The following is a 22,766-nucleotide window of genomic DNA, read 5'->3' on the forward strand; positions in this document are numbered from 1 at the left end:
AGCAAATGTTTAGGGAGGGAAAACAATGAGTGAAGAAGAAAAAACAGGACTAATTGGCGCCCATATCTTATTAAATGCCTTACAACAGGAAGGTGTTGACGTCATCTTTGGGTATCCCGGAGGGGTATTGCTTCCACTGTATGACGCTCTCTTAGATAGTCCAGTTCGTCATGTATTGGCGCGGCATGAACAGGGAGTTGTTTTTGCAGCGGATGGTTATTCCAGAGTAACTGGGAAAGTTGGAGTTTGCTTAGGGACATCCGGTCCGGGAGCCACGAATCTGGTAACCGGTATCGCTAATGCTTTCTTAGACTCCATCCCTATGGTTGTTTTGACCGGGCAGGTTCCCACAAGTTCAATAGGCTCCGACTCTTTTCAAGAGGTAGATATTATTGGAATTACAATGCCGATTACCAAACATTCATATTTGGTTAAAGACGCCCGAGATCTGCCTAGGATTGTGAGAGAGGCTTTTTATATTGCTCGTACCGGTCGTCCGGGTCCTGTTCTCATTGATTTGCCCAAAGATGTTCTGGCGGCTGAAAATGTTATTCCTTTTTCTAATGAAATGAAGTTAAAAGGGTATAAAGTGTTTGGCCAAGCCAACAATGGAAAGATTGAAGAAGTGGTCAAAGTGCTTTCCGAGTCTCGAAAGCCTGTTTTATATGCGGGGGGCGGGGTCGTTACAGCAGGAGCAGAAGATGTTTTGAGGCAATTTATTGATAAAACATCCATCCCATTGGTTACTACCTTGATGGGAACAGGAAGCCTTCCTTTTGAACATCCAAACTCATTAGGTATGGTTGGAATGCATGGAACAGTGACAGCCAACTATGCGGTGGACGATTGTGATTTGTTAATTGCGGTGGGTGTGCGTTTTGATGACCGTGTAACAAGCGGTATAGGGCATCGGTTTGCGACTAAAGCTAAGGTTATTCATATTGATATCGATCCGGTTGAGATCAGGAAAGTGGTAAAAACAGATATCCAAATCGTTGGCGATGCGCGCCAAGTAATAACAGAGATGCTCGAGGTTCTGCCGGCTTTTCCGGTACCTCAAGTTACAGAGTGGTGGAATCAGCTGCATGACTGGAAGGCGAATCATACCCTGGAGTATGACAAGGATAGACTCACACCTCAGATGGTCATTCAGTGTCTCGGAGAAGTAGCCGGCGGAGAAACCATTGTCACCACAGATGTTGGACAGCATCAAATGTGGGCTGCTCAGTATTATCCGGCAGTTAACCCGCGCAATTATGCAACCAGCTGCGGTCTAGGCGTTATGGGTTATGGCTTACCTTCGGCCATAGGAGCGCAAATTGCCCGTCCCAATGAAAAAGTCGTGGTAATAACCGGTGATGGATCATTCCAAATGTCGATTCAAGAGTTGGGTACCATTGCTCAGAATCAACTTCCTATTAAGATTGTCCTTCTTAATAATGGAGTTCTTGGTATGGTTCGGCAAATGCAAAAAATGTTTTATGCTGAGCGTTATAGTCAAATTAGTCTTCAAGGCAGCCCTGACTTTGTCAAAGTGGCAGAAGCCTATGGAATCCACGGCATTCATGTGAATTCCCTCGAACAGGTTCGTGGCGCTTTTGAGGAGGCATTTAGCCATCCTGGCCCGGTACTGGTAGAGATCGCTATCTCAGAAAATGAAAATGTCCTACCTATGGTTCCCCCGGGTAAACTTATTACTGAAATGATTGTGAGGTAATAATATGTTGCATACACTGGCAGTTCTTGTGGAGAACAATCCTGGAGTTTTGATTCGTGTTGCAGGATTGTTTACCCGGCGAGGTTATAATATCGATAGTCTGACAGTCTGTCAAACAGAAGATCCCGAGCTATCGCGAATGACAATCGTCGTTAATGGGGATGATCAAATCATAGAACAGGTACGAAATCAATTAAGCAAACTAGTGGTTGTTCACTCGGTTTCGGATTATACTGGTGAATGTGTTGTTGATCGTGAACTTGCCTTAATTCGGGTTCAAGTCAGTAGTGAAACACGGTCTGCGGTTCTCCAAACAGTGGATATTTTCCGCGGGCGGGTTGTGGATATGGGTAGAACGAATTTAACCGTTGAATTAACCGGTGATATACCCAAAATTGATGCGTTTGTCCACGCAATTCAACCTTATGGACTAATGGAGTTAGTACGCACTGGAAAAGTTGCAATTTTGCGGTCAGAAGCATAGTGAAAGATTTTCCTTGTGTAGTATAATAAAAAATGGCTTTGGTTATTTAAAGGCAAGGCTTATAGTTGAAAGGGAGTTTTAGAAAGATGGCAAAAATGTATTATGATGTAGACGCAAATTTAGAGTTATTAAAAGGCAAAGTTATCGCAGTAATGGGTTATGGGAGTCAAGGACATGCTCAAGCTCAAAACCTCAAAGATTCTGGACTGAATGTAGTTATTGGACTTCGTCCTGGCAGTGCGCGTACTGAACGTGCTCAAGCTGCAGGCTTTGAAGTTATGACAGTAGAAGAGGCTGCTAAGCGAGCAGATGTTATTCAAATTTTGCTTCCGGATGAAACCCAAAGTAAAGTATACAATGAAGAGATTAAGCAACATCTAACCTCCGGAAAAGCTTTAGTCTTTTCTCATGGATTTAATATTCATTTCGGTCAAATTGTCCCTCCAAGTGATGTAGATGTCTTCATGGTGGCTCCGAAAAGCCCAGGACATTTAGTGCGTCGTACTTACACTGAAGGGGCAGGAGTTCCAGCCCTGATTGCCGTTCACCAAGATGCTTCCGGTAAGGCCAAAGAATTGGCCTTAGCTTACGCTAAAGGAATTGGATCAACCAAAGCCGGCGTTTTAGAGACATCTTTTGGTGAAGAAACAGAAACTGACCTCTTCGGAGAACAAGCTGTCCTTTGCGGAGGAGCCTCTGAGCTGGTTAAAGCTGGTTTTGATACCTTGGTCGAGGCCGGTTATCAGCCGGAAATCGCTTACTTTGAGTGTTTACATGAGTTAAAGCTCATCGTTGATTTAATGTATGAAGGCGGTATGAGCTGGATGAGATATTCAGTATCTGATACGGCTCAATACGGGGATATGACCATTGGAAAACGCATTATTACCCAAGAAACCCGTAAAGAAATGAAACGAGTTCTTGAAGAAATTCAAGATGGTCGTTTTGCAAAAGCATGGTTACTAGAGAACCAAGCAAATCGTCCTGCCTTTAATGCTATGACTCGTAACGAAGCAAATCATCCTATTGAAAAAGTTGGGGAGCAATTAAGAGGAATGATGAGCTGGTTGAAAAAACACGAATAGTTGATACCATTTTAGCCGCTTTACGGCTGAGACTACTTATTTTGAAGGAATGCAGATCATTGCCATTCGTGGCAATGATCTGATTAAATTTAAGATAGAATTTGCAGCAATATTTACACTTAGCCGAGTTTGTCGAGTTTCCACCCAGATTCACTTGTTCACTCTTTGCAACAATGCTTTTCAATAGTAACCGGAAGGATGTTTGAGTAATGCGGCGGATTGAGATCTTTGATACTACTCTTAGAGATGGCGAACAATCTCCCGGAGTAGCACTTAATGCAGAGGAAAAACTGCTAATTGCCCACCAATTAGGAAAACTGGGGGTTAATGTTCTTGAAGCGGGGTTTCCTATAGCCTCCCCAGGAGATTTTGAAGGAGTACGCAGGATTGCTCAAGAGGTAAGAAATGTAGGGGTGGCCGCCCTTGCTCGGGCCAATGCCAAAGATATAGAACGTGCCTGGGAGGCAATATCAGGCGGAGAGTCTCCTCGTATTCATACCTTTATAGCTACTTCCCCCATACATATGCAGTACAAATTACAAAAATCACCGGACGAAGTTTTTGAACAAGCTGTCCAGGCTGTTCGATTGGCAAAATCCAAGGTTAGTGATATTGAGTTTAGTGCTGAAGATGCTTCCCGCAGTGATGTGGATTTTTTGGCTAGAGTTTTCTCAGGGGTTATTCAAGCTGGGGCAACTGTGCTTAACGTTCCCGATACGGTAGGCTATGCCACGCCTGAAGAGTATGCTGCATTTTTAAAAGCAATTATGGAACGAACAACTGGGATTGAAAAGGTGAAAGTCAGTGTCCACTGCCATAACGATTTAGGCTTGGCAGTTGCCAATTCCCTTGCTGCAGTTGGGGTAGGTGTACATCAGCTGGAGTGCACGGTAAATGGAATTGGTGAAAGAGCCGGGAATGCAGCCTTAGAAGAACTTGTCATGGCTTTACACACACGCCGGGATCAGTTTGATGTGGAAACCAGTATTGTAACCTCAGAGATAGCCAGAACTAGTCAATTAGTAAGTCGTCTGACGGGAATGATGATTCAGCATAACAAGGCAATTGTAGGTAAGAATGCTTTTGCCCATGAATCCGGTATCCACCAAGATGGTATGCTGAAAGAACGTTCCACCTATGAAATTATGTCGCCAAGTATTATTGGAATTGATGCCGAATCCATTGTCCTAGGGAAACATTCAGGACGTCACGCTGTTCAGCAGAGGCTGTCAGATCTGGGACTGGAGTTAGAGGATAGTCATTTTGAAGATTTGTTTTCTCGGTTTAAACTTTTGGCCGATCGAAAGCGGGAAGTGACCACAGCCGATCTGTTCTCTTTAGTAGATGAACAGAAAGAGAAAACTGATCAGATAAATTTAGATTACCTGCAGATTTCAAGTGGAACTCATTTAGTTCCCACAGCTACAGTTGGGTTGATGTATCAAGGGCAAAGACTCGCTGATGCCGCCTGTGGGGACGGGCCTGTAGATGCCGCTTTTAAAGCCATTGACAAAGTGTTGGGAACTCAGGGGAAATTAAGTCATTATTCCCTACAAGCACTTGATGGCGGCGAAGATGCGCAAGGGGAAGTTACGGTAAGTGTAAAATTTGGCGAGAATCTAGTTGCTGGACGTGGAGTTAGTACGGATATTATCGAAGCAAGTGTAAGAGGTTATCTCCAAGCAGTAAATCGAGCTTACACACGAGGCTGGATTGAGATTAAACAGTAAGAACTGATTCGTGCCGGTGGACTTATCTCTAAGTTGAAGGAGGAAAAATAATGCCTAATGTTTTAGTACTTCCCGGTGATGGTATTGGGTTAGAAATAACCCCGGAAGCTGTAAAGGTGTTAGAAGCTGTATTAAAGGATCATCCTCAAAGCCTTAAGTTTGAATATGGCTTGATAGGGGGAGCAGCAATTGATGAAGTGGGCAAAGCTTTGCCGGATGCAACACTTGAAGCTGCACAGAGAGCTGACGCGATTCTATTAGGTTCAGTGGGTGGGCCTAAGTGGGATACCCTCCCAGCTCCCCAACGTCCTGAACTGGGAGGATTGCTGGCGATTAGAAAAGCTTTAGGCCTTTTTGCAAATATTCGCCCTGTTAAGATGCTCCCAATGTTAGTAGATGCCTCTACTCTTAAAACTGAAGTGGTTAAAAACGTTGACCTTGTTGTATTGCGAGAATTGACAGGTGGACTTTACTTTGGTGAGAAAGGGAGAGGAACTAACCCAAGAAGTGCCTTTGATAACTTGATCTATACTGAGGAAGAAATTCAGCGTATTGTAGAACTTGGTTTCCAAACGGCAATGAAGCGGCGTAAAAAGCTTTGTTCTGTTGACAAAGCAAATGTCCTTGAGTCTTCTCGTTTTTGGAGAGAGATTACTCTTGAAGTTGCTAAAAATTATCCGGAAGTTGAATTAACCCATATGTATGTCGACAATGCCGCCATGCAATTGGTTCGTTGGCCGGAGCAGTTTGATGTAATCGTAACTGAGAACATGTTTGGAGATATCCTGACAGATTTAGCTTCTATGCTCATGGGATCGATTGGAATGATCTCTTCGGCAAGCTTAAATGGCAGTAAAGGACTCTATGAACCAGCTCATGGGTCAGCCCCGGATATTGCAGGAAAGAACATTGCTAATCCTTTGGCCACGATTCTCTCAGGTGCTCTGATGTTGCGTTACTCCTTTGGATTAGAGGAGGAGGCACAGAAAATTGAGAGAGCGGTTGAGCAAGTATTGCAAGAAGGGTATAGAACCGCTGATTTAGCAAAACCAGGCGACAAGGTTCTGGGCACTCGTGAAATGGGCAATGCTGTAGTTGAAGCGCTTAAATAGTTTATGATAGTAGTGATTAAAAGTGATGGAGCATTGCCTTAGTTTTAATGTATTTTCCAGGTTATGTTAGAAACACACTTGAAAATTTTAATTAATTAAGATAAAGTATACCTAACTGGATAGAGAATATAGCATGTGATCGACCTAGTATGATAGACGATAGTGTTCAGAGAGAAAAACAGTTGCTGAGAGTTTTTCCACCTTCGGTATCAGAACCCCAGTCGTGATGCTCTGATGATGAATCGGACGGTATCCACCGTTATGCGGAATTTTGTTAGATCAATCTGGCAGTGATGAGTTGGCATTGGCAATAAAGGTGGTACCGCGGAAGGCTTCTTTCGTCCTTGATATAAGGATGAAAGGGGCCTTTTTTTAGGTCTTTGGGTCTTATGAAAGTAAGGAGCCATAGCCCGCTCACACACGTTGCGTTCCGCACCGCCCTATGCCATCCTTGGCGGGCGGTGCACTCGACACGTCCTGTGTCAGCGCTCTCTCGTTGGATGCAGAAGGAATTGCGCCAACCTCTGGGCGGCGCAGGAAGTGAACCTGGGCGCAATTGGCCTTCAGCATCGGCACTCGCCTTATCGTGAACTCCACTGAAGTGTTCACTAAGCTATTGGCTCCTTAGCTTTCTGGTCGACGGGGCTGGGAACGGGGATGTGCAAGTAAGGAGCCATAGCCCGCTCACACACGTTGCGTTAACTGGCTCGTTGGTGCAGAAGGAATTGCGCCAACCTCTGGGCGGCGCAGGAAGTTAACCCGGGCGCAATTGGCCTTCAGCATCGGCACTCGCTTTATCGTGAACTCCACTGAAGTGTTCACTAAGCTATTGGCTCCTTAGCTTTCTGGTCGACTGGGGCTGGGAACGGGGATGTGCAAGTTGGGAGTTATTGACCGTTCAGGTGGATAATTTGAGGATGTATGGTTTCCTTGAACTTATTGTTCAAGACGTTTGGGGATTGAGAGAGAATGTTCTTGCAGTTAGGGAAATGCTAATAGGAGTAGGTGTATGAGCTTGAAATTAGGTAAGGTCGCCTAAAGCATTTTTCTGATGGGCTTTTTAATAAATAATGGTTTGGGAAGGATGGTTGTGATATGTCACAAAGTATTGGTTTTATTGGTGGGGGAAATATTGCGGAGGCTATGATTAGTGGTTTAAAGAAGGCAAATAGTGCCCTTGAGATTAGAGTGACTAATCTTTCCAATCGAGGACGACTTCAGGGGTTGGTTGACAGATATAAGGTTAGCGCCACCTCGTTAACTGAGCTTGTAGAAGATTCTAAGGTCTTGATTATTGCAGTTAAGCCGAAGGATGTCCAAGGGGTCTTGAAAGATTTAGCAGGTTTTTCGTTGCAGGATAAACTTGTGATTAGTGTAGCAGCAGGTGTCCCCTTGAAGGTGTTTTATAAGTATTTGCCGGGGGTTGCAGTGGTTAGAGCAATGCCTAATACTTCAACTGCTGTACTTCATTCCATGACGGGATTGGTGCGAGGTGATAATGTCAATGATGAGCAGGCCAGTGTGGGAGAAAAGATCTTTTCGGCCACAGGTAAGATTATGTGGGTGCCTGAAAAGAATATCAATGCTTTAACAGCTATCAGTGGCAGTGGGCCGGCATATTTTTATCTTTTCGCTGAAAGCTTAATCAAGGCCGGGGTGGAATTAGGCCTCAGTGAAGCGGAAGCAGAGGTCTTAGTGCTTGAAACCCTAATTGGATCGGGAAAAATGATTGCAGAAAGTGATAAATCACCGGGAAAATTGCGTGAGGAAGTTACTTCGCCCAATGGGACGACCTATGCTGCCCTCAATGTGTTTATGGAGGAAAAATTGGCTCAGACAGTTCAGAACGCAGCTTGGGCTTGTGCTAGGCGAGCGGAAGACTTGGAAGGGGAGTATTCGGAGTGAAAATGACTGAGGTTCGCAGGGTTGTCTTGAAAATAGGGAGCAGCAGCTTAAACCATCCACAAGGTGGGATTGATGAGCGTGCAATTAATGAGATTGCCTCAGTCATTGCCGCCTTAAAGCAGAGTGGAGTTGAGTGCATAATCGTTTCATCTGGAGCAGTAGCAGCCGGGATGGGACAACTAAAGCTTACAGCTCGTCCGCGTGATTTGGCGGGCAAACAAGCCGTAGCAGCTGTGGGTCAAGGAGTTCTCATCGAGATGTATACCCGTTATCTTGAACGCCAAGGAATAATAGGAGCTCAAATCTTACTTTCCCGTATTGATTTGGCCCAAGCCTCTCACTATAGAAACGCCCAAAACACTTTAGAGAAATTACTGCGTTTACAAGTTGTGCCCATCATTAATGAAAATGACACAGTTGCAGTGGATGAACTTTGTTTTGGAGATAATGACACTTTATCCGCCTTAGTTGCCGGACTAGTTGGGGCAGATTTATTGGTGATTTTAACGGATGTCGATGGCTTATACTCTGCAAATCCCAAAAAGGATCAATCCGCTCAGCTAATTAAAGAGGTTAACGATGTTTCAGCCGTTGAATGTATGGCAAGTGGGGCGGGAAGTTTATTAGGAACTGGAGGAATGGTTACCAAACTTCGGGCCGCCAAGATAGCTACACGTTTTGGAATTGGAATGCTGCTTTTAAACTTTACAAGATTGCCGGAACTTAGCCCATCAACTAAAAGCCAAGAACCTTTGGGAACATTTTTTCAACCGCTCAAACATCGACTAGCAGGTCGAAAGCGTTGGATTGCCTACGCAGGATTGTCTGAGGGTAGTATTAAAGTTGATGAAGGTGCGGCCAAAGCTCTTGTGGAAGAAGGAAAAAGTTTACTTGCTAAAGGAATTACAAATGTTGAAGGAACTTGGGAACGAAAAGAAATCGTTCGCATCATTAATTCTCAGGGAGAAGAAATTGCTAGAGGTGTTGTAGAGCTAAGCGATACTGAGGTAAAGCTGGTAAAGGGTTTGCACTCTGAGAAGTTGCATCAATTTGTTGAGAACTTCGATGGCGAAGAAGTAGTTCATCGAGACAATATGACACTTATGGTTGATGCATAAGGCATAGGTTTAATATGGAATTTAATATAATGTTTTCTAAGGGAGGTCGATTATTATGTTTTTTCCGGAATTAATTGAGATAGGGAATAAAGCAAAACAAGCAGCCCGACAATTAGCTTTTGCCAGCACGGAGGCCAAAAATAAAGCCCTAATCTTTATGTCAGAAGCACTCCTAAAAAATGAGGAAGAAATCCTTAGGGCAAATAGCCTAGATGTTAAAGCTGCTGAAGAGAAGGGTCTAAAGAAAAGCTTAGTAAATAGATTAAAATTATCATCAGCGAGTATCGCTCAAATTAGTCAATCTCTCAATGAGGTAGTAGCGTTACGAGATCCGGTTGGAGAAGGGGAAGTGTGGACACGTCCGAATGGCTTGCGTATTCAACAAACTCGTGTTCCATTAGGAGTCGTGGCCATGATTTATGAGGCAAGGCCTAATGTAACAGTGGATGCAGCTGCCTTGTGTCTAAAGTCAGGAAATGTTGTAATCCTGAGGGGCGGGTCAGAGGCCTTAGAAAGCAATAAAGTCTTGGCGAGAGTTATAGCTGAAGCTGCTGAGGCAAGCGGATTGCCAGCAGGTTCAATTCAATTAATTACAGAGACAAATAGAGAATGGATTCAACAGTTAATCCGTTTAAATGAATATGTTGATGTGGTTATACCTAGGGGCGGGGCAGGGCTGATTCAAGCGGTGGTAACTAATGCCTCTGTTCCGGTGATTGAAACGGGAACCGGAATGTGTCATGCATTTGTTGATCAAGATGCAGATTTTGAGAAGGCTGTCCCTGTTATTATCAATGCCAAGACCCAAAATCCAGGGGTCTGTAACGCTTTGGAAACCATGCTTGTTGATGAAGGGATTGCGGAAGACTTTCTTCCCTTGATTGGTGAAGAACTGCAAAAAAAGCAAGTTCAGATTAAAGGGTGCTTGAGAACGTGTGAAATCTTGTCTTACGCTTCCCCTGCCAGTGAAGAAGACTGGGTGGAAGAACATCTCGATCTTATATTAAGTGTTAAAGTCGTGCCAGGTCTAAATGGGGCTCTTGATCATATCTATCGATATTCTACAAAGCATTCGGAAACGATTATCACAGAGAACTACTCAAAGGCTCAAAGGTTCTTGAGAGAAATAGATGCAGCTGCGGTTTATGTAAATGCTTCAACACGATTTACGGATGGAGGACGCTTCGGCTTTGGAGCAGAGATAGGAATCAGCACTCAGAAGTTGCATGCCCGAGGCCCAATGGGGTTGAGAGAATTGACGACGATTAAATACATGGTATATGGAGATGGACAAATTGTTAATTAATTTATAACATTAAAATTTATCAGGATTTTATCGGTTACGGTTCCTCGATGTTTGTGAAACTATTTGAGAGTTGCTTATATCCACGTTGTTCTTAGATGTAAAGGTAGATCGAATTGGCTGTACTTGGGCAGACCATGCTGCAAAAGGTTCATTAAAGCAATATTTACTGTAAAAAGGCCGCCATTTGGCGGCCTTTTATGGTAGACTAGGATTACTCTAAGACGAGTATAATTTGTAAATTGATTAATAGTTTTATGTGATTGTAATAAAGGTTAGAGTTTATGCGAAAAGTGGAGCATCATTGAGACATGAGACAAAGGGTGTGGCATTAATGGAGTGGGATATTGCGAAGAGAGAATTAAGTAAAGTGAAAGTCTCTTTAAATGGCAAAAATGAGCTAGTTCTCGTGCAATCTAAATCTAATACGCTTAAGTGTATCGGGAGAGGGACGGATGCCGCAGTGTTTCGCTTCATATCCGCACCTCAGTATGCCTATAAAGTGTTTAGTAATGACAAGCTAGAAAAGTTAGAACAAGAGAGCAAAGTTTATTTGAAGCTAGGTTGCTCGAAGTATTTTCCTGTGTATTATGGCAAAGGATTAAACTATCTGGTAATTAGTTACGAAGCAGGAATGACTCTATATGATTGTCTTTTACAAGGAATTCATATACCTAAACAGGTCATAGTTGAGGTTGATAATGCGATAGACTATGTACTCAGCAGAGGACTGAACCCAAGAGACATTCATCTGAAAAATATACTATTTCATGAGGGTCAGGTAAAACTTGTTGATGTCTCTGAGTATATGACGCCAGGAAATGATAAAAGGTGGGAATACTTGAAAGAAGGGTATAAGGAGCACTATCACCTATTTGATGGAAAAGCCCTGCCTTTCTGGCTTATAGAAAATGTACGAAAATGGTATAACCAGACAAGACCCGAGAGCCTAAATATTCAAGATTTTGTGAAAGATCTCATTAATCCTTTTCAGGAAAGACTTCACTTCTGATGCAAGTTTTTTTTATACTAGTCAAAAGATCGGGAAATAATGTAATTAATGATAATCGATTGGTACTAGTGACAATGGTGTTTTGAATGCTTAGTGAGAATAAAAAACTGAAACAGCAACAAAGTGATTTGGAGAAAATAATCGATATGAATGTAAGTTGGAAAAGAAACATTATACTTTTTTTAGTTAGTCAGACCGTTTCCCTCTTTGGATCATCCCTGGTTCAGTATGCAATTATGTGGCATATTACCTTAAAATCCCAGTCTGGAATAATGATGACATTAGCCATTGTCTGCGGTTTTTTGCCTACCTTATTTCTTTCACCATTTGCTGGGGTATGGGCGGATCGTTATAATCGTAAGACCCTCATCATTTTATCCGATTCATTGATTGCATTATCGACGCTGGTTCTGGCAATTTTGTTTCTACTAGGCCATGATGCTCTTTGGCTCCTTTTCGTAATGTCCGCTATACGTGCACTTGGATCAGCTATTCAAATGCCTGCGGTAGGAGCATTCCTCCCCCAACTAGTACCGGAGGATAAACTAACTCAGGTGAACGCCACGAATGGAACAATACAAGCGCTAGTTATGTTGCTGTCCCCAATGTTAAGTGGTGTCCTACTGACAATGGCTAGTATCGAATTAATATTTTTTATAGATGTGATCACAGCAGTTATTGCTGTTTTAGTTTTGCTTTTATTTTTGCATGTCCCTGTCCACGCGAAAGCATTAGAAAAACAAACTCTGAGTTATTTTAGAGATCTGAGTGACGGATTCAATTACATCAGAAGTCATGGATATGTGAAGAGGTTTTTTTTGTTTTGTGCCGGCTTCTTTTTCTTAGCAGCACCTGTTGCCTTTTTAACTCCTCTGCAAGTTACTCGTAGTTTCGGTAACGATGTTTGGCGTTTGACGGCAATAGAAATTACTTTTTCAATTGGGATGATGCTTGGCGGCATTATTATGGCTTCTTGGGGTGGTTTTAAGAACAAGGTTCACACCATGACACTATCAAGTCTCGTAATTGGAATCTGCACCTTTGCCCTAGGAATGATTCCGGTTTTTTGGATTTACCTTATTTTTATGGGGTTGGTAGGAATTGCAATGCCGGTTTTCAACACGCCTTCAACAGTCCTATTGCAAGAAAAAGTAGAGGAAGATTTTCTGGGAAGAGTGTTTGGAGTTCTAGGGATGATTTCAAGCTCCATGATGCCTTTAGGAATGCTCTTGTTCGGACCATTATCAGACATTATTATGATTGAATGGTTGCTTATTGGTACAGGCTTGTTAATGTTTATTCAAGGATTTTTCTTGTTAGGTAACAAAGTATTAATAGAAGCAGGAAAACCAATCCCCAAACTTTAATTAGCTAAAGTAATTCCTAGTAAAAGGACTTGAGATCAAAATTTTGATTCAAGTCCTTTTTTGCGTATGAGCAGGGTAATTAACTTGTAAAATCGAGGCTTTATAATGTGTGACCTCTTCGCCGATTGAGTACGATTGTTCTATGTTCTACAGAATAGTTTTAATTAGATTTTAAGAAATTCCTAAGATTTAACTAAGTTTTTTTTAAGATCTCAACTCTATAATACAATTATAAATTATATGGTTCAGCCTTCAAATTTGAACGACATATAAAAGAGATGTGCCTTAATTATTAAAAGTTAGGTGGCTTAAGTGAGAGAGGAGATATTCTATGAAACAGTTAAAAATTCTTGTGTTTTATGCAGCCTTTGGGAATGGACATATTACAGAACCCTTATAGCTTTCAATTTTGGTTTATTAATATCTTACGTGATTTATTTCTACTTTCTAATAAATGTTCCAAGACCAGTTTAGTAGGTAACGACTTTTTGACCATGCTGATCGCTTTCGTTTATAATAATGACCAACCTTTAATGCATTTCCAAGTATTCATGTATTATTAAGTTTTTACAATGTGTGGAGTTTATACAATTGCTATTTTAATTATCATCGCGCGGCGAGAAGACTCCCATCCTCTATAGGTGGTGAGATGAATCGCCGACCCAAAATATTACAAGAACACCTGTTCCGAAACTGTTCTCTCTGTGGTAAAATAAGGGTATAGAACATTAGAGGGGGTGTTCACAATAATCCGAGTCTTAAAGACAACGTTCCATACTACTAAAGACAACATAGAACGTCTCTTTGCCTGTAATCGCACATCTGCTAATGTTTGGAATGACTGTTTAGGATTGGACAAAGAGCATTTTCAAAAAAACGGTAGCTGGATTGACAGAGGGACGTTGCATTTAGCAACCAAAGGTCAATACCAAGTCCATAGTCAGTCCATACAGGCGGTCTACGAAAAATACATTGATGCTCGAGAAAATGCTCATAAAGCAAGGGCATTGGGATTCACCCAAATTCGGTACCCTTACAAAGAAAAAAAGCATTTCAATACTAAATGGAAAAAAGATGGGTTTCGGGTTGGCGAAAACGGAAAAATCGAGTTAAGTTTGGGGCTTTTCAGGGGTAAACGACAAAAACCTATAGTGGTTCGGGTAAAGGATTTGCCCACCGGCAAAATTAAGGAGATTGAACTTGTCTATGACCGGGGTTTGCGGTTAGCTATAGCCTATGATGACGGCATAACTCCAAAAGAAAATGATCATCTTGGCATTGCGGCAATAGACCTGGGTGAAATCCACACCATAGCTTCAGTGTGTGATAATGGTCAAGGAGTGATCATTACCGGTCGGAAGATCCGAAGTCTCAAACGATTACGTAATAAGAAAATGAAGGAACTGCAAAAGAAGATAGCCAAATGTCAAAAAGGTTCTCGTCAATGGAAAAAGTACCGGCGAGCTTTGTACTACGTCTTGGGTAAGAGTGATGCCCAGTTGACAGATGCCCTTCACAAAACCACCCGTAAATTTGCAAATTGGTGCTTGGAAAATAAAGCGAAAAGAGTCGTTGTAGGCAACATGGAGGGTGTACAGCGAAATACTTCTCCTAAAAAGAAAAAGAACAAGCACAAACGTTCTTGCAAACATAATCAAAAGATGTCTCAATGGCAATTTGGTCGAATCACAACCTACCTGCAATACAAATTGGCAGCCGAGGGAATAAGTCTACAAAAAGTCGATGAATCCTATACAACACAAACGTGTCCCGTTTGTGGGAGGAGAAAGAAACCAACATCTAGGAATTACAGTTGTACTTGCGGATATCAGGAACACCGGGATATCCACGGAGCGAAGAACATCTTGAGCAACTACAAATATGGGAAGTTCCGGGAACTATCATTGGATCAACAAAAGTATCTACGGATCGCCTAAAGCGGGAGGTAGTAGAAGCCATGAACCTGGCCCGTATGCAACAATTGCATATAGTTGCCGGCCTTACCGAAATAATGTACTCGCGCCTCGGGTGAAGCGAGATGCCATTGAGACATATATTTTGGGCTCGCCGGAAGCCCCTACCTCTAATGTAGTGTAGGTGGGGGAGGTTCACATTAGCAACCCAGTTTATTAAACAGCATGTTATCTTAGATCTATTATCCTCCGTAGTATTAGGTGGTTTAATATTCGACCTTGTATTTCATATTAACCTTGAGAGACTGGGCGCCTGGTTGAAGAAACAATGTCTATGGTTAAGTGTGAGAAAGAGATCGATAAATGATATTGATGAGTTGAAAAATCCAAGCCAGCAATTAGGCGTCAGATATTAAGCTTTACTGACGTCTCTTAACAAGAGGATACTTAAATCATCACTCAATCAATAAAAAGGAGTAAAGTCATGATCAATTTAGCCCAAAAACGACTCTTAAAGTACGTAGTTGTTTCACTTGCTTTGGCGCTGATAGTCGGGTGTTCACCCTTAAACTATCCTAAGGATACCCCCTCAAAGACGACGGATTCGGCTCCTCAAACTACTCACTCATCCTCTGCACCCCAAGCCAGGGATGAGGCCAAGGAGTTATTGCTAAATATTATGGGAGCAGCGGAGCAAGGGAAAGTGATTAACTGTAATTTTCCTGTGAAGACAACCGTGATTGAAGATGTTACGAGTCAATGGGGAGAGCCCGAAAAGGTTGACTGGGTGTCCGCCGCTAAGGGGAACTACGCTACCTACTCAAAACAGGCAATGGTTTTTGGCTTCAACAAAGGTTCTCAAATCTTCGAAGTCCGATCTTTTGATCCACGATTACAGCAGCTATCCATGGCTAAAACAAAGGAACTATTCGGGGATCCGGCTTATAATGCTAAAACCAAAGTTGAGAATGGGCCCTTTTATAATAAAAAAGTAAATGGAGAGGAAATTATTGGCTATACAGTGGGTTCGGAATATAAAATTGAGTTTGTGTTCCCAATACCAACAGCTACTGATTCGAATCCAATGATGGATCATTATCTTGTTCTTTATCCGAGGGGTACTGTGAACAATATGGCAGATGATCCGGGGCGGCAATGGTAATTGAGTAAGGAACTAAGTAAAGGCCACGCAATGCGTGGCCTTTAGATTTGTAAGCACCCACTTCTTGTAAGTGGTAAGCTCACAATAAGCTTCAGGTTGGTTCTCAGAGTATTAATAGACACGTTTCGCTCCTACATAGGCCTTGGACCAATAGGGAGTAAACCCATAGATAGCAATTCCTTTACTGCTTGTTGCACTAATGAATTGATTATCCCCAATGTAGATTCCTACATGACTTACTTGTTTTCCCGGAACAAGGGTAAAGAAAACTAAATCACCGGGAATTAAGTTGTTAAAGCTTACAGCGGTTCCAACACCGTATTGGTCAATACTAACCCGAGGCAGAGTTATGTTTTGGCTGGCAAAAACATAACGAGTAAACCCGGAACAATCAAAGCCTGATGGAGTTGTGCCTCCCCATTTATAGGGAACGCCTAAAAAGCTTTTGGCAGTACTAATGAGTTGATTTGTCTTATCCTGGGGCAAAACTTTCGCCTGTGGTAAAGCCTTTGCATTTTTTAAGGCCTCTAATGTTTGGGGCCCGACAATTCCATCTACTAATAAATTGCGATCTCGTTGAAATGCTTGAACAGCAGTCTTTGTGTTATTTCCGAAAATGCCATCAACTGAACCAACGTCATAATTTAAGGCTTGGAGATCTGATTGTAACATTCGAATCTCTGAACCTGTGGAGCCAACCTGAAATGTTGCAGCTTCAACTGCTGAAGCAGAAGCGATAATAGTCATAATAACTAATATCATTAAGATAATCCCTTTTTTCACTTATAACTACCCCTTTCCTGTATTGCTACCCTCAAGGCCTCGTAGAGTGAAGTATACATGCTGACCACTTGAAAGTATAGTACAAGTTGTTGGTTGTATACCCATATTTAGCCTATTAGATATTAGAATACAGTTTATATACTTGGGGTACATTTTCGTTTTTAGGGTAGGATAATTATACCGAAATTGTAAGGTGAGGAGGAAAGCTATGCAAAAGGTTTTTGCCGCTGAAATTGGAAATGAGAGTATAGTTATTAATACCATTGTCGATATAGATACTGCAAATCCTAAGCTGCTTGGACAAGGTATCTCTTATACTACTGTACATCATGGAGATATTGAAGCAGGATTAAATTCTGCTGTTCAAGATTTAGAAAAAGAGATTGGGACTGTAGGTTCTTTAGATGAGATAACTATATACGCCTCCAGTCTAGTGCCACCCCATCGACTGGAGAAGCTTAAGGTGCCATCTTACCTAAAAAACAAACTAATGCCATCCTCTGAAGCAATCCTGAGGGCAGCCCAAGTGATTTATGAGGAGGTAGGAGAAGTATTAGTCATTGATGTTAGTCCAGTATGGACAAACGTCTATTCGATTATTGAAGATATGTCTCAGGAAACGATGGCAGAAGACTTAAATGTTATTAACAATCCTCTGTCCTTAGTGAAGCTCATTGGGGAGAAGAAGGTTATGGACCATTATGGAAGTGAGTGGGAAAAACTAAATACTATAAATCCGAAAACCCCAAAAGAGATGATCTTTTGTGCTGAGTTGACAGCTGCAGCAATTGGGTTTGCTCTGAAAAGACATGCTAAAAGTCTAAACAAGAAGAATGTAAATTTCAATAAGATTCGCTGGATTGTAGGAACTGGGGTGGGACTTACGCAGTTTCCCAATGCTCTGGAGATTTTTCAAGAAAGCATTGAAAAATTTAGGGATAGGTTATTTGAGGATAGAAAAGGAATAGCTATCCTCTTAGACAAAGACTGCATTTTGACCTCTTTAGGTGTCATACCCAAAGCTTATCGAAAAGCTACCTGGCAGCTAATGCGTGAATCCTTTGGTTTGGAGAATTAACCGGGGAAAGTCTGTTTCTGAAGGAGTTATCAGATGAGGAACCAATTTAGCAAGCTAGCCCTTGGAATTGCGTTGTTGTTTCTAATTGTTCTACTAGTTACTGCTATCTCGGAAATTCTATCTCGGCAATGGACTCGTTTAGGTCTCACAACTCTTACAATAGTTTGTGTTTTTATACCATTTGCCATTGTCTGTCTGGCAAGTCATCTAAACATAAGATTACCGTTCAGTTTTCCGTCAGTAACGCTAGTGTTTATAATGCTTGCGCAGTATTTTGGTGAATTTAAGAATTTCTATTATGTGTATTGTTGGTGGGATTTGCTTCTCCACTCACTTTTTGGGAGTTATGTAGTTATAGTATCCCTATCTATACTCCAAGGGACCTTTAGAAAGAGACAAGAAGTAACGAACCTGCGATTTATAGTAATCGAGCTGATAACTGCTTTCAGTGTTACAATTGCATTAGGAACTATCTGGGAAATATTTGAGTTTCTTGGAGATTACTTTTTTAAGACGAGTATGGTTAAGGGAGGACTTGACGATACTCTAACGGATCTGATGGTAAAAACAACTGCAGCCCTACTAACATCAATATATTTATATATTCGAAGCTCATCAAATATAAAGCTTAAGGATGAGATTGTATAATCTTTTGCGCTAACAATAATCCTTTCTGGTAGGCAGGATTATCAGATTTTCTAGCGAAATTATGATTGGTAGATATTATTTTCAATTATTTACATCGACAGAGCTCCTTTTATTAATATAGCTTAGATGAAAGGTATGATTGGGAAATGATTTCAAAAAAAATGCAAGAGCAAGTAAAAAACAGTTCAGTAATTCGGGCAATGTTTGAAGAAGGTAAAAGGTTAGCAGATATTTATGGCGCAGAAAATGTTTTTGATTTTAGCCTAGGGAACCCGAATGTAGAACCACCTGAAGATGTAAAAAATGCAATCCTAGAGGTTGTAAATGATAGTAATTCCACAGGGATTCACGGATACATGAATAACTCTGGTTATGAAAATGTAAGAGCTGCAATTGCCAATTCCATTAATAATAAGTTTGGCACTGCTTTTACTCCCAAAAATATCATCATGACTGTTGGTGCAGCCGGGGGCCTAAACGTTATTTTAAAGACCCTGCTTAATCCCAAGGACGAGGTCATTACCTTTGCTCCTTTTTTTGGAGAATACAGAAATTATGTTAAAAACTATGACGGCGAATTAGTGGTAGTTTCCCCTAATACTATTGACTTCCAACCCAACCTAGAGGAATTCAAGGAGAAAATCACCGCAAATACTAAAGCTGTTATTATCAATTCTCCTAATAATCCAACCGGGGTTATCTATTCTGAAGAGACCATTATTAAGCTTTCTAATATACTTAGAGAGAAACAAAAGGAATTGGGAACCGATATCTATATCATTGCTGATGAACCTTATCGAGAACTTGCTTACGATAATGCTGAAGTCCCATATCTCTCTAAATATTATGAGAACACGATTATTGGATACTCTTATAGTAAATCACTTTCTCTACCGGGAGAACGAATTGGCTATTTAGTTATTTCCGATCAAGCGGCTGATTACGAAAATATTGTTGCGGCAGCGAATATTGCGAATCGAATTTTAGGTTTTGTTAATGCTCCGGCTCTATTCCAACGGGTCATTGCTAAGTGCTTAGATGCTAAAGTTGATCTTGAGGCGTACAATAAAAATCGAGAACTTCTCTATAAGGGGCTATTATCCTTTGGTTACGAATGCATCAAACCTGAGGGTGCATTTTACATGTTTGTCAAAACCCCCATTGAGAATGATGCTGAATTCTGTAGTCTGGCTAATAAGAAAAATATTCTCATTGTTCCCGGTTCTGCCTTTGGTTGCCCGGGATATGTACGTATTGCTTATTGTGTTGCTTATGAAACCATCGAAAAGGCTTTACCTGGCTTTAAGGCTTTAATTGAAGAATTAAGATAGGATTAAAAGGATTTGGTCAAAAGAACAGCCTTTAATTTGCTCGTGGGTAGGGTAGAAGGGTATTGTTACGACTAATTAGAGCAAGAAGCTAGCCCCTCAAGGGGTGCTTCTTGCTCTTTTAAGTAGGCATGTGAGGAGCTGAAGTAGTGAATGTACATTTCTTGCAGTGCAGAACAAAGTATATTAGAGATTCCCAATGATGGGGAATCCCTCATCGCTGGGTATTGGAGCCATGAAAGGGGTACGTGCTCCCAGCCAATTCTCTTGCAATGGAAGGATGGTAAAGTCAAATCTTTGAAGTCAGTAAATCATTTAGAGGCTTACCCTCAAACATCATTGCAATGGGATCAGTACTTTCTCATACCTGGATGGATCGATGCCCACGTACATTTGGCCTTAGATAGCCTTGATTTTTACCAGTGCTTGGAAAATTGGAGTCAGCCAGTCTTGATAGAGGATAACATTAAAGTTTACCTGCGGAGATATTTGGAGAAGGGAATTGTTGCAATTCGCGACGGAGGCGACTTGCCGGGATTTTCCTGGACGGCTAAACACAAGGTTGAAGAAGGAATCTGGTCTGGTCCCAAGGTGATATCTGTTCACGAGGCTGTAGGGCGTGCGGGAATGTACGGACGTTTCCTTGGCCGAGGTTTTCAGAATCTGAGTGAGTGGAAAGAGGAGAAGAGTGGTTTTTTTAACCAAGGGATTGACCAACTTAAAGTAATCGTGACAGGCTTGATTAAGTTTGACGACTTTAATAGAGTCGGCCCAACTCAGTGGACCGTAGCAGAATTAAAAGAGATTGTGGAAACAGCCCATGCACGTCAAGCCCTTGTCATGGCTCATGCCAGTGGAGAAGAGGGGATTTCCGTCGCTATATCTGCCGGAGTAGATTCCATCGAACACGGTTATTACATGACCTCTCGAAATCTTGAGTTAATGAAAGAAAAGAACATAGCTTGGGTACCAACGGTTGCTCCTATAGGAAATATTTTAAAATATCCAACTAATCGATATTCCAGGCATGAACTTGATACCTTGAAACGTATTCTTGATACTCACTTGGCTAGAATTTACGAGGCCTATTGTTTAAACCTCCGCCTTGGTGTTGGCACTGACGCAGGTGCCTACCAAGTGCCGCATGGGGATAGCTTTTATGATGAAATTGAGTGGCTGGTTCAGGCTGGAATTCCGAAGTTAGAAGTCTTTGACAGGGCTACCTATGAAAATGCCCAAATCCTTGGTCAACCTGAATTAGGGAAGTTAGAGATAGGTACCCCCATGAACCAATTACAATTGGTCAAGAACTTTAATTAACTGTTACTATGATAGGATTAAGTATGTCTTGAAGCGATTTTTTGAAACATCACTAATAGTCCAACACAGAGCCGATAGATGGAATCGATTTTTAAATTTTCATCTGCCGTCATGTCGAAGAAAATATTGAGTTGAGATTTTAGATCCTCTACAGGCTTTTTGTAGCAGATTAATAAGGGGACTTTTGGCAGAGGGTATAAAACAAGAGAAATATCCGAGGAATAACTGTTTTCTACGTGCTTGCCATTAAAAATCAGGATTAAATCCTCAATGAGATCTGGATAGCTGTCGATAAGCTGCTTTAAAGGCTCTTCAAACCTTTTCTCAAAAAATGAAATCCAGACAGTGTCACTGCTAAGTTCCTTAAAAGTGACCCATTTTCCGGAAAGATCTTTGCCGGCGCTGTGAATAATATAATTAAGTAACGGGACAATCACCCAGACGTTGATATGGCAGTCAGATATGAAATTACCCTTGGAATCAACGGTGAAGTCTTTGCCGAGACACTTAACGGTTAGCTTATCTCCGGAAAACTTGGCTCCTAAGCGCTCAACTGCAGCCGAAAAGTCTACATTTAATATCTCTTCTTTTAAAGGAACGAGTATTTGTTTTAATTGTTCTTCAGGAGTCATTTGCCTAACGATTTGACCATTAAGTTCTTCGAGGGCCTCTTTATCCAGGTGAGGGCATTCATTAATACGTTTATCACCTTTAATTATTGCAGCTGCAAACGCCAAACATGTTGGAGCTCCACATAGTTTGCAATTCGACTTTGGAAGTACCTTGTATATACTTAGGGGATTATCTAGTTTCGACATATAAAATACTCCTTTCGAAAAAAGTTCTTGGCAAAATTGATAGAATTAGAATTCCAAACCTTTTAAACTTTAGATTCTATAACTAGACCTTATTTCCTGCATTTTAGCTCTATTTATGGAAATTACTGTTGATCAGCCCTCTGTAAGAAATCTTAATTCATTGAAACATGGCTTGGGAGTCTTTATTCTTGCCAAAGGGTGATATAGAATGTAGAAGAGTAGTTTTAGTGAGGAAGTTTCAAATCGGGAGGCAATATGTTGGTTGTAGGTCTTAGTTAGTTAATAATCAGAGAGAAATCTTGGACTATAGAGGGAGAGATGTAAATTATGGGGAATTATTTAGCTGGGTTAGGGTTTCAAGAAATACTAATCGGAGGATTAGGGATCCTTGCGGTGGGTTTTATCCTAAAAAAGCTGTTCAAATTGGCTATTAGTATAGCAGTAGTAATAGTACTTGTTTATTATGGATTACCGGTACTCCAGACTGTCATGACTAAGTAGCGGGAGGGCAAGATGAATATCATTGGCAATATAATCTGGCTAGTATTTGGAGGCGTCCTTGCTGCAATTGTCTGGTTCTTAGCAGGGGTATTATTATGTATAACGGTTATCGGCCTCCCCTTCGGCCTGCAATGCTTTAAGATCTCGTGCTTTGTATTGTGGCCTTTCGGGAAGGAAATTGAACTCGGTCATTTTGGAGCGGGTGGATTAATATTTAATATTATTTGGCTTTTCGTTTTTGGTTGGGAGTTTGCAATAGCTCATTTAATTATTGGTGGGATTTTTTGTATAACAATTGTTGGTATTCCTTTTGGTCTTCAACATTTTAAATTTGCGAAACTGGGGTTGATACCTTTTGGCGCAAAAATACGTTAGCATATCC

General features: G+C 41.4%; 20 protein-coding genes and 1 other annotated feature. Of the genes, 18 read left to right on the forward strand and 2 right to left on the reverse strand.

Going from position 1 to position 22,766, the window contains the following annotated elements; all coding sequences use genetic code 11:
- Positions 1-25: 25 nt before the first annotated feature.
- The 12 genes from ilvB to DP73_RS13685 all read left to right on the forward strand — a co-directional run bounded on the left by ilvB (position 26) and on the right by DP73_RS13685 (position 15,908).
- The gene (ilvB, locus tag DP73_RS13625; RefSeq protein WP_034600219.1) at positions 26-1,717 is read left to right on the forward strand and encodes a biosynthetic-type acetolactate synthase large subunit; all 1,692 of its coding nucleotides are present in this window, start codon (positions 26-28) and stop codon (positions 1,715-1,717) included.
- A gap of 4 nt (positions 1,718-1,721) precedes the next feature.
- Positions 1,722-2,201, forward strand: coding sequence for an acetolactate synthase small subunit (gene ilvN / locus DP73_RS13630; protein WP_014903616.1), 480 nt, complete (start codon positions 1,722-1,724; stop codon positions 2,199-2,201).
- 86 nt (positions 2,202-2,287) lie between these two features.
- A complete protein-coding gene (gene ilvC, locus DP73_RS13635) occupies positions 2,288-3,286 on the forward strand; it encodes a ketol-acid reductoisomerase (RefSeq protein ID WP_034600220.1) in 999 nt (332 codons plus the stop codon).
- A gap of 209 nt (positions 3,287-3,495) precedes the next feature.
- Positions 3,496-5,016: a 2-isopropylmalate synthase gene (locus DP73_RS13640; protein ID WP_034600222.1), complete on the forward strand. Its 1,521-nt coding sequence runs from the start codon at positions 3,496-3,498 to the stop codon at positions 5,014-5,016.
- A 50-nt stretch (positions 5,017-5,066) separates the two neighbouring features.
- The gene (leuB, locus tag DP73_RS13645; protein ID WP_034600223.1) at positions 5,067-6,128 is read left to right on the forward strand and encodes a 3-isopropylmalate dehydrogenase; all 1,062 of its coding nucleotides are present in this window, start codon (positions 5,067-5,069) and stop codon (positions 6,126-6,128) included.
- A 126-nt stretch (positions 6,129-6,254) separates the two neighbouring features.
- Positions 6,255-6,477: a binding site (T-box leader), on the forward strand.
- A 746-nt stretch (positions 6,478-7,223) separates the two neighbouring features.
- Positions 7,224-8,033, forward strand: coding sequence for a pyrroline-5-carboxylate reductase (gene proC, locus DP73_RS13650; RefSeq protein WP_034600224.1), 810 nt, complete (start codon positions 7,224-7,226; stop codon positions 8,031-8,033).
- Positions 8,034-8,035: 2 nt separating this feature from the next.
- A complete protein-coding gene (gene proB / locus DP73_RS13655; RefSeq protein WP_034600260.1) occupies positions 8,036-9,151 on the forward strand; it encodes a glutamate 5-kinase in 1,116 nt (371 codons plus the stop codon).
- A 52-nt stretch (positions 9,152-9,203) separates the two neighbouring features.
- The gene (locus DP73_RS13660; protein WP_034600225.1) at positions 9,204-10,457 is read left to right on the forward strand and encodes a glutamate-5-semialdehyde dehydrogenase; all 1,254 of its coding nucleotides are present in this window, start codon (positions 9,204-9,206) and stop codon (positions 10,455-10,457) included.
- 331 nt (positions 10,458-10,788) lie between these two features.
- Positions 10,789-11,466 carry a serine/threonine protein kinase gene (locus DP73_RS13665; RefSeq protein ID WP_034600261.1) on the forward strand — a complete coding sequence of 226 codons (678 nt, stop codon included), beginning with the start codon at positions 10,789-10,791 and terminating at the stop codon, positions 11,464-11,466.
- A gap of 146 nt (positions 11,467-11,612) precedes the next feature.
- The gene (locus tag DP73_RS13670) at positions 11,613-12,833 is read left to right on the forward strand and encodes an MFS transporter (RefSeq protein ID WP_205623394.1); all 1,221 of its coding nucleotides are present in this window, start codon (positions 11,613-11,615) and stop codon (positions 12,831-12,833) included.
- Between the two features lie 737 nt (positions 12,834-13,570).
- Positions 13,571-14,770: an RNA-guided endonuclease TnpB family protein gene (locus tag DP73_RS13680; protein WP_034600228.1), complete on the forward strand. Its 1,200-nt coding sequence runs from the start codon at positions 13,571-13,573 to the stop codon at positions 14,768-14,770.
- Between the two features lie 460 nt (positions 14,771-15,230).
- Positions 15,231-15,908 (forward strand): YjgB family protein, encoded by a 678-nt coding sequence (locus tag DP73_RS13685; protein ID WP_034600230.1) that lies wholly within the window; start codon positions 15,231-15,233, stop codon positions 15,906-15,908.
- A 111-nt stretch (positions 15,909-16,019) separates the two neighbouring features.
- Here the strand turns inward: DP73_RS13685 and DP73_RS13690 are convergent, their stop codons facing one another.
- A complete protein-coding gene (locus DP73_RS13690; RefSeq protein WP_034600231.1) occupies positions 16,020-16,691 on the reverse strand; it encodes an NlpC/P60 family protein in 672 nt (223 codons plus the stop codon).
- A gap of 208 nt (positions 16,692-16,899) precedes the next feature.
- Here DP73_RS13690 and DP73_RS13695 point away from each other — a divergent pair, with 208 nt between their 5' ends.
- The 4 genes from DP73_RS13695 to DP73_RS13710 all read left to right on the forward strand — a co-directional run bounded on the left by DP73_RS13695 (position 16,900) and on the right by DP73_RS13710 (position 21,065).
- On the forward strand, positions 16,900-17,769 hold the full coding sequence (locus DP73_RS13695) for a glutamate mutase L (RefSeq protein WP_034600233.1): 870 nt from the start codon (positions 16,900-16,902) through the stop codon (positions 17,767-17,769).
- A 33-nt stretch (positions 17,770-17,802) separates the two neighbouring features.
- Positions 17,803-18,417 (forward strand): hypothetical protein, encoded by a 615-nt coding sequence (locus DP73_RS13700; RefSeq protein ID WP_034600234.1) that lies wholly within the window; start codon positions 17,803-17,805, stop codon positions 18,415-18,417.
- A 146-nt stretch (positions 18,418-18,563) separates the two neighbouring features.
- Positions 18,564-19,748, forward strand: a complete 1,185-nt coding sequence (locus DP73_RS13705) for a pyridoxal phosphate-dependent aminotransferase (RefSeq protein ID WP_034600235.1) — start codon at positions 18,564-18,566, stop codon at positions 19,746-19,748.
- Positions 19,749-19,898: 150 nt separating this feature from the next.
- Complete coding sequence (locus tag DP73_RS13710) at positions 19,899-21,065, forward strand: amidohydrolase family protein (protein WP_034600236.1); 1,167 nt, start codon at positions 19,899-19,901, stop codon at positions 21,063-21,065.
- Positions 21,066-21,082: 17 nt separating this feature from the next.
- On the opposite strand, the gene DP73_RS13715 is transcribed toward DP73_RS13710, so the two are convergent.
- A complete protein-coding gene (locus DP73_RS13715) occupies positions 21,083-21,883 on the reverse strand; it encodes a DUF3786 domain-containing protein (RefSeq protein ID WP_034600241.1) in 801 nt (266 codons plus the stop codon).
- Positions 21,884-22,210: 327 nt separating this feature from the next.
- Between DP73_RS13715 and DP73_RS23480 the strand changes: the two genes are divergently transcribed.
- Both DP73_RS23480 and DP73_RS13725 read left to right on the forward strand, forming a co-directional pair.
- Complete coding sequence (locus DP73_RS23480) at positions 22,211-22,384, forward strand: membrane protein (protein ID WP_034600243.1); 174 nt, start codon at positions 22,211-22,213, stop codon at positions 22,382-22,384.
- A gap of 12 nt (positions 22,385-22,396) precedes the next feature.
- Positions 22,397-22,759 (forward strand): YccF domain-containing protein, encoded by a 363-nt coding sequence (locus DP73_RS13725; RefSeq protein WP_034600245.1) that lies wholly within the window; start codon positions 22,397-22,399, stop codon positions 22,757-22,759.
- Positions 22,760-22,766 lie beyond the last annotated feature (7 nt).

This window comes from Desulfosporosinus sp. HMP52 (genome assembly GCF_000765145.1).
Taxonomy (GTDB): domain Bacteria; phylum Bacillota; class Desulfitobacteriia; order Desulfitobacteriales; family Desulfitobacteriaceae; genus Desulfosporosinus.

Excerpts from the sequence above, each read along its gene's own strand:
- DP73_RS13715 (WP_034600241.1), bottom strand. The coding sequence starts at position 21,883 with ATGTCGAAACTAGATAATCCCCTAAGTATATACAAGGTACTTCCAAAG.
- proB (WP_034600260.1), top strand. The coding sequence starts at position 8,036 with ATGACTGAGGTTCGCAGGGTTGTCTTGAAAATAGGGAGCAGCAGCTTA.
- leuB (WP_034600223.1), top strand. The coding sequence starts at position 5,067 with ATGCCTAATGTTTTAGTACTTCCCGGTGATGGTATTGGGTTAGAAATA.
- DP73_RS13670 (WP_205623394.1), top strand. The coding sequence starts at position 11,613 with ATGAATGTAAGTTGGAAAAGAAACATTATACTTTTTTTAGTTAGTCAG.
- DP73_RS23480 (WP_034600243.1), top strand. The coding sequence starts at position 22,211 with ATGGGGAATTATTTAGCTGGGTTAGGGTTTCAAGAAATACTAATCGGA.
- ilvB (WP_034600219.1), top strand. The coding sequence starts at position 26 with ATGAGTGAAGAAGAAAAAACAGGACTAATTGGCGCCCATATCTTATTA.
- DP73_RS13710 (WP_034600236.1), top strand. The coding sequence starts at position 19,899 with ATGTACATTTCTTGCAGTGCAGAACAAAGTATATTAGAGATTCCCAAT.
- DP73_RS13640 (WP_034600222.1), top strand. The coding sequence starts at position 3,496 with ATGCGGCGGATTGAGATCTTTGATACTACTCTTAGAGATGGCGAACAA.
- proC (WP_034600224.1), top strand. The coding sequence starts at position 7,224 with ATGTCACAAAGTATTGGTTTTATTGGTGGGGGAAATATTGCGGAGGCT.
- ilvC (WP_034600220.1), top strand. The coding sequence starts at position 2,288 with ATGGCAAAAATGTATTATGATGTAGACGCAAATTTAGAGTTATTAAAA.
- DP73_RS13665 (WP_034600261.1), top strand. The coding sequence starts at position 10,789 with ATGGAGTGGGATATTGCGAAGAGAGAATTAAGTAAAGTGAAAGTCTCT.
- DP73_RS13685 (WP_034600230.1), top strand. The coding sequence starts at position 15,231 with ATGATCAATTTAGCCCAAAAACGACTCTTAAAGTACGTAGTTGTTTCA.
- DP73_RS13725 (WP_034600245.1), top strand. The coding sequence starts at position 22,397 with ATGAATATCATTGGCAATATAATCTGGCTAGTATTTGGAGGCGTCCTT.
- DP73_RS13705 (WP_034600235.1), top strand. The coding sequence starts at position 18,564 with ATGATTTCAAAAAAAATGCAAGAGCAAGTAAAAAACAGTTCAGTAATT.
- ilvN (WP_014903616.1), top strand. The coding sequence starts at position 1,722 with ATGTTGCATACACTGGCAGTTCTTGTGGAGAACAATCCTGGAGTTTTG.
- DP73_RS13695 (WP_034600233.1), top strand. The coding sequence starts at position 16,900 with ATGCAAAAGGTTTTTGCCGCTGAAATTGGAAATGAGAGTATAGTTATT.
- DP73_RS13700 (WP_034600234.1), top strand. The coding sequence starts at position 17,803 with ATGAGGAACCAATTTAGCAAGCTAGCCCTTGGAATTGCGTTGTTGTTT.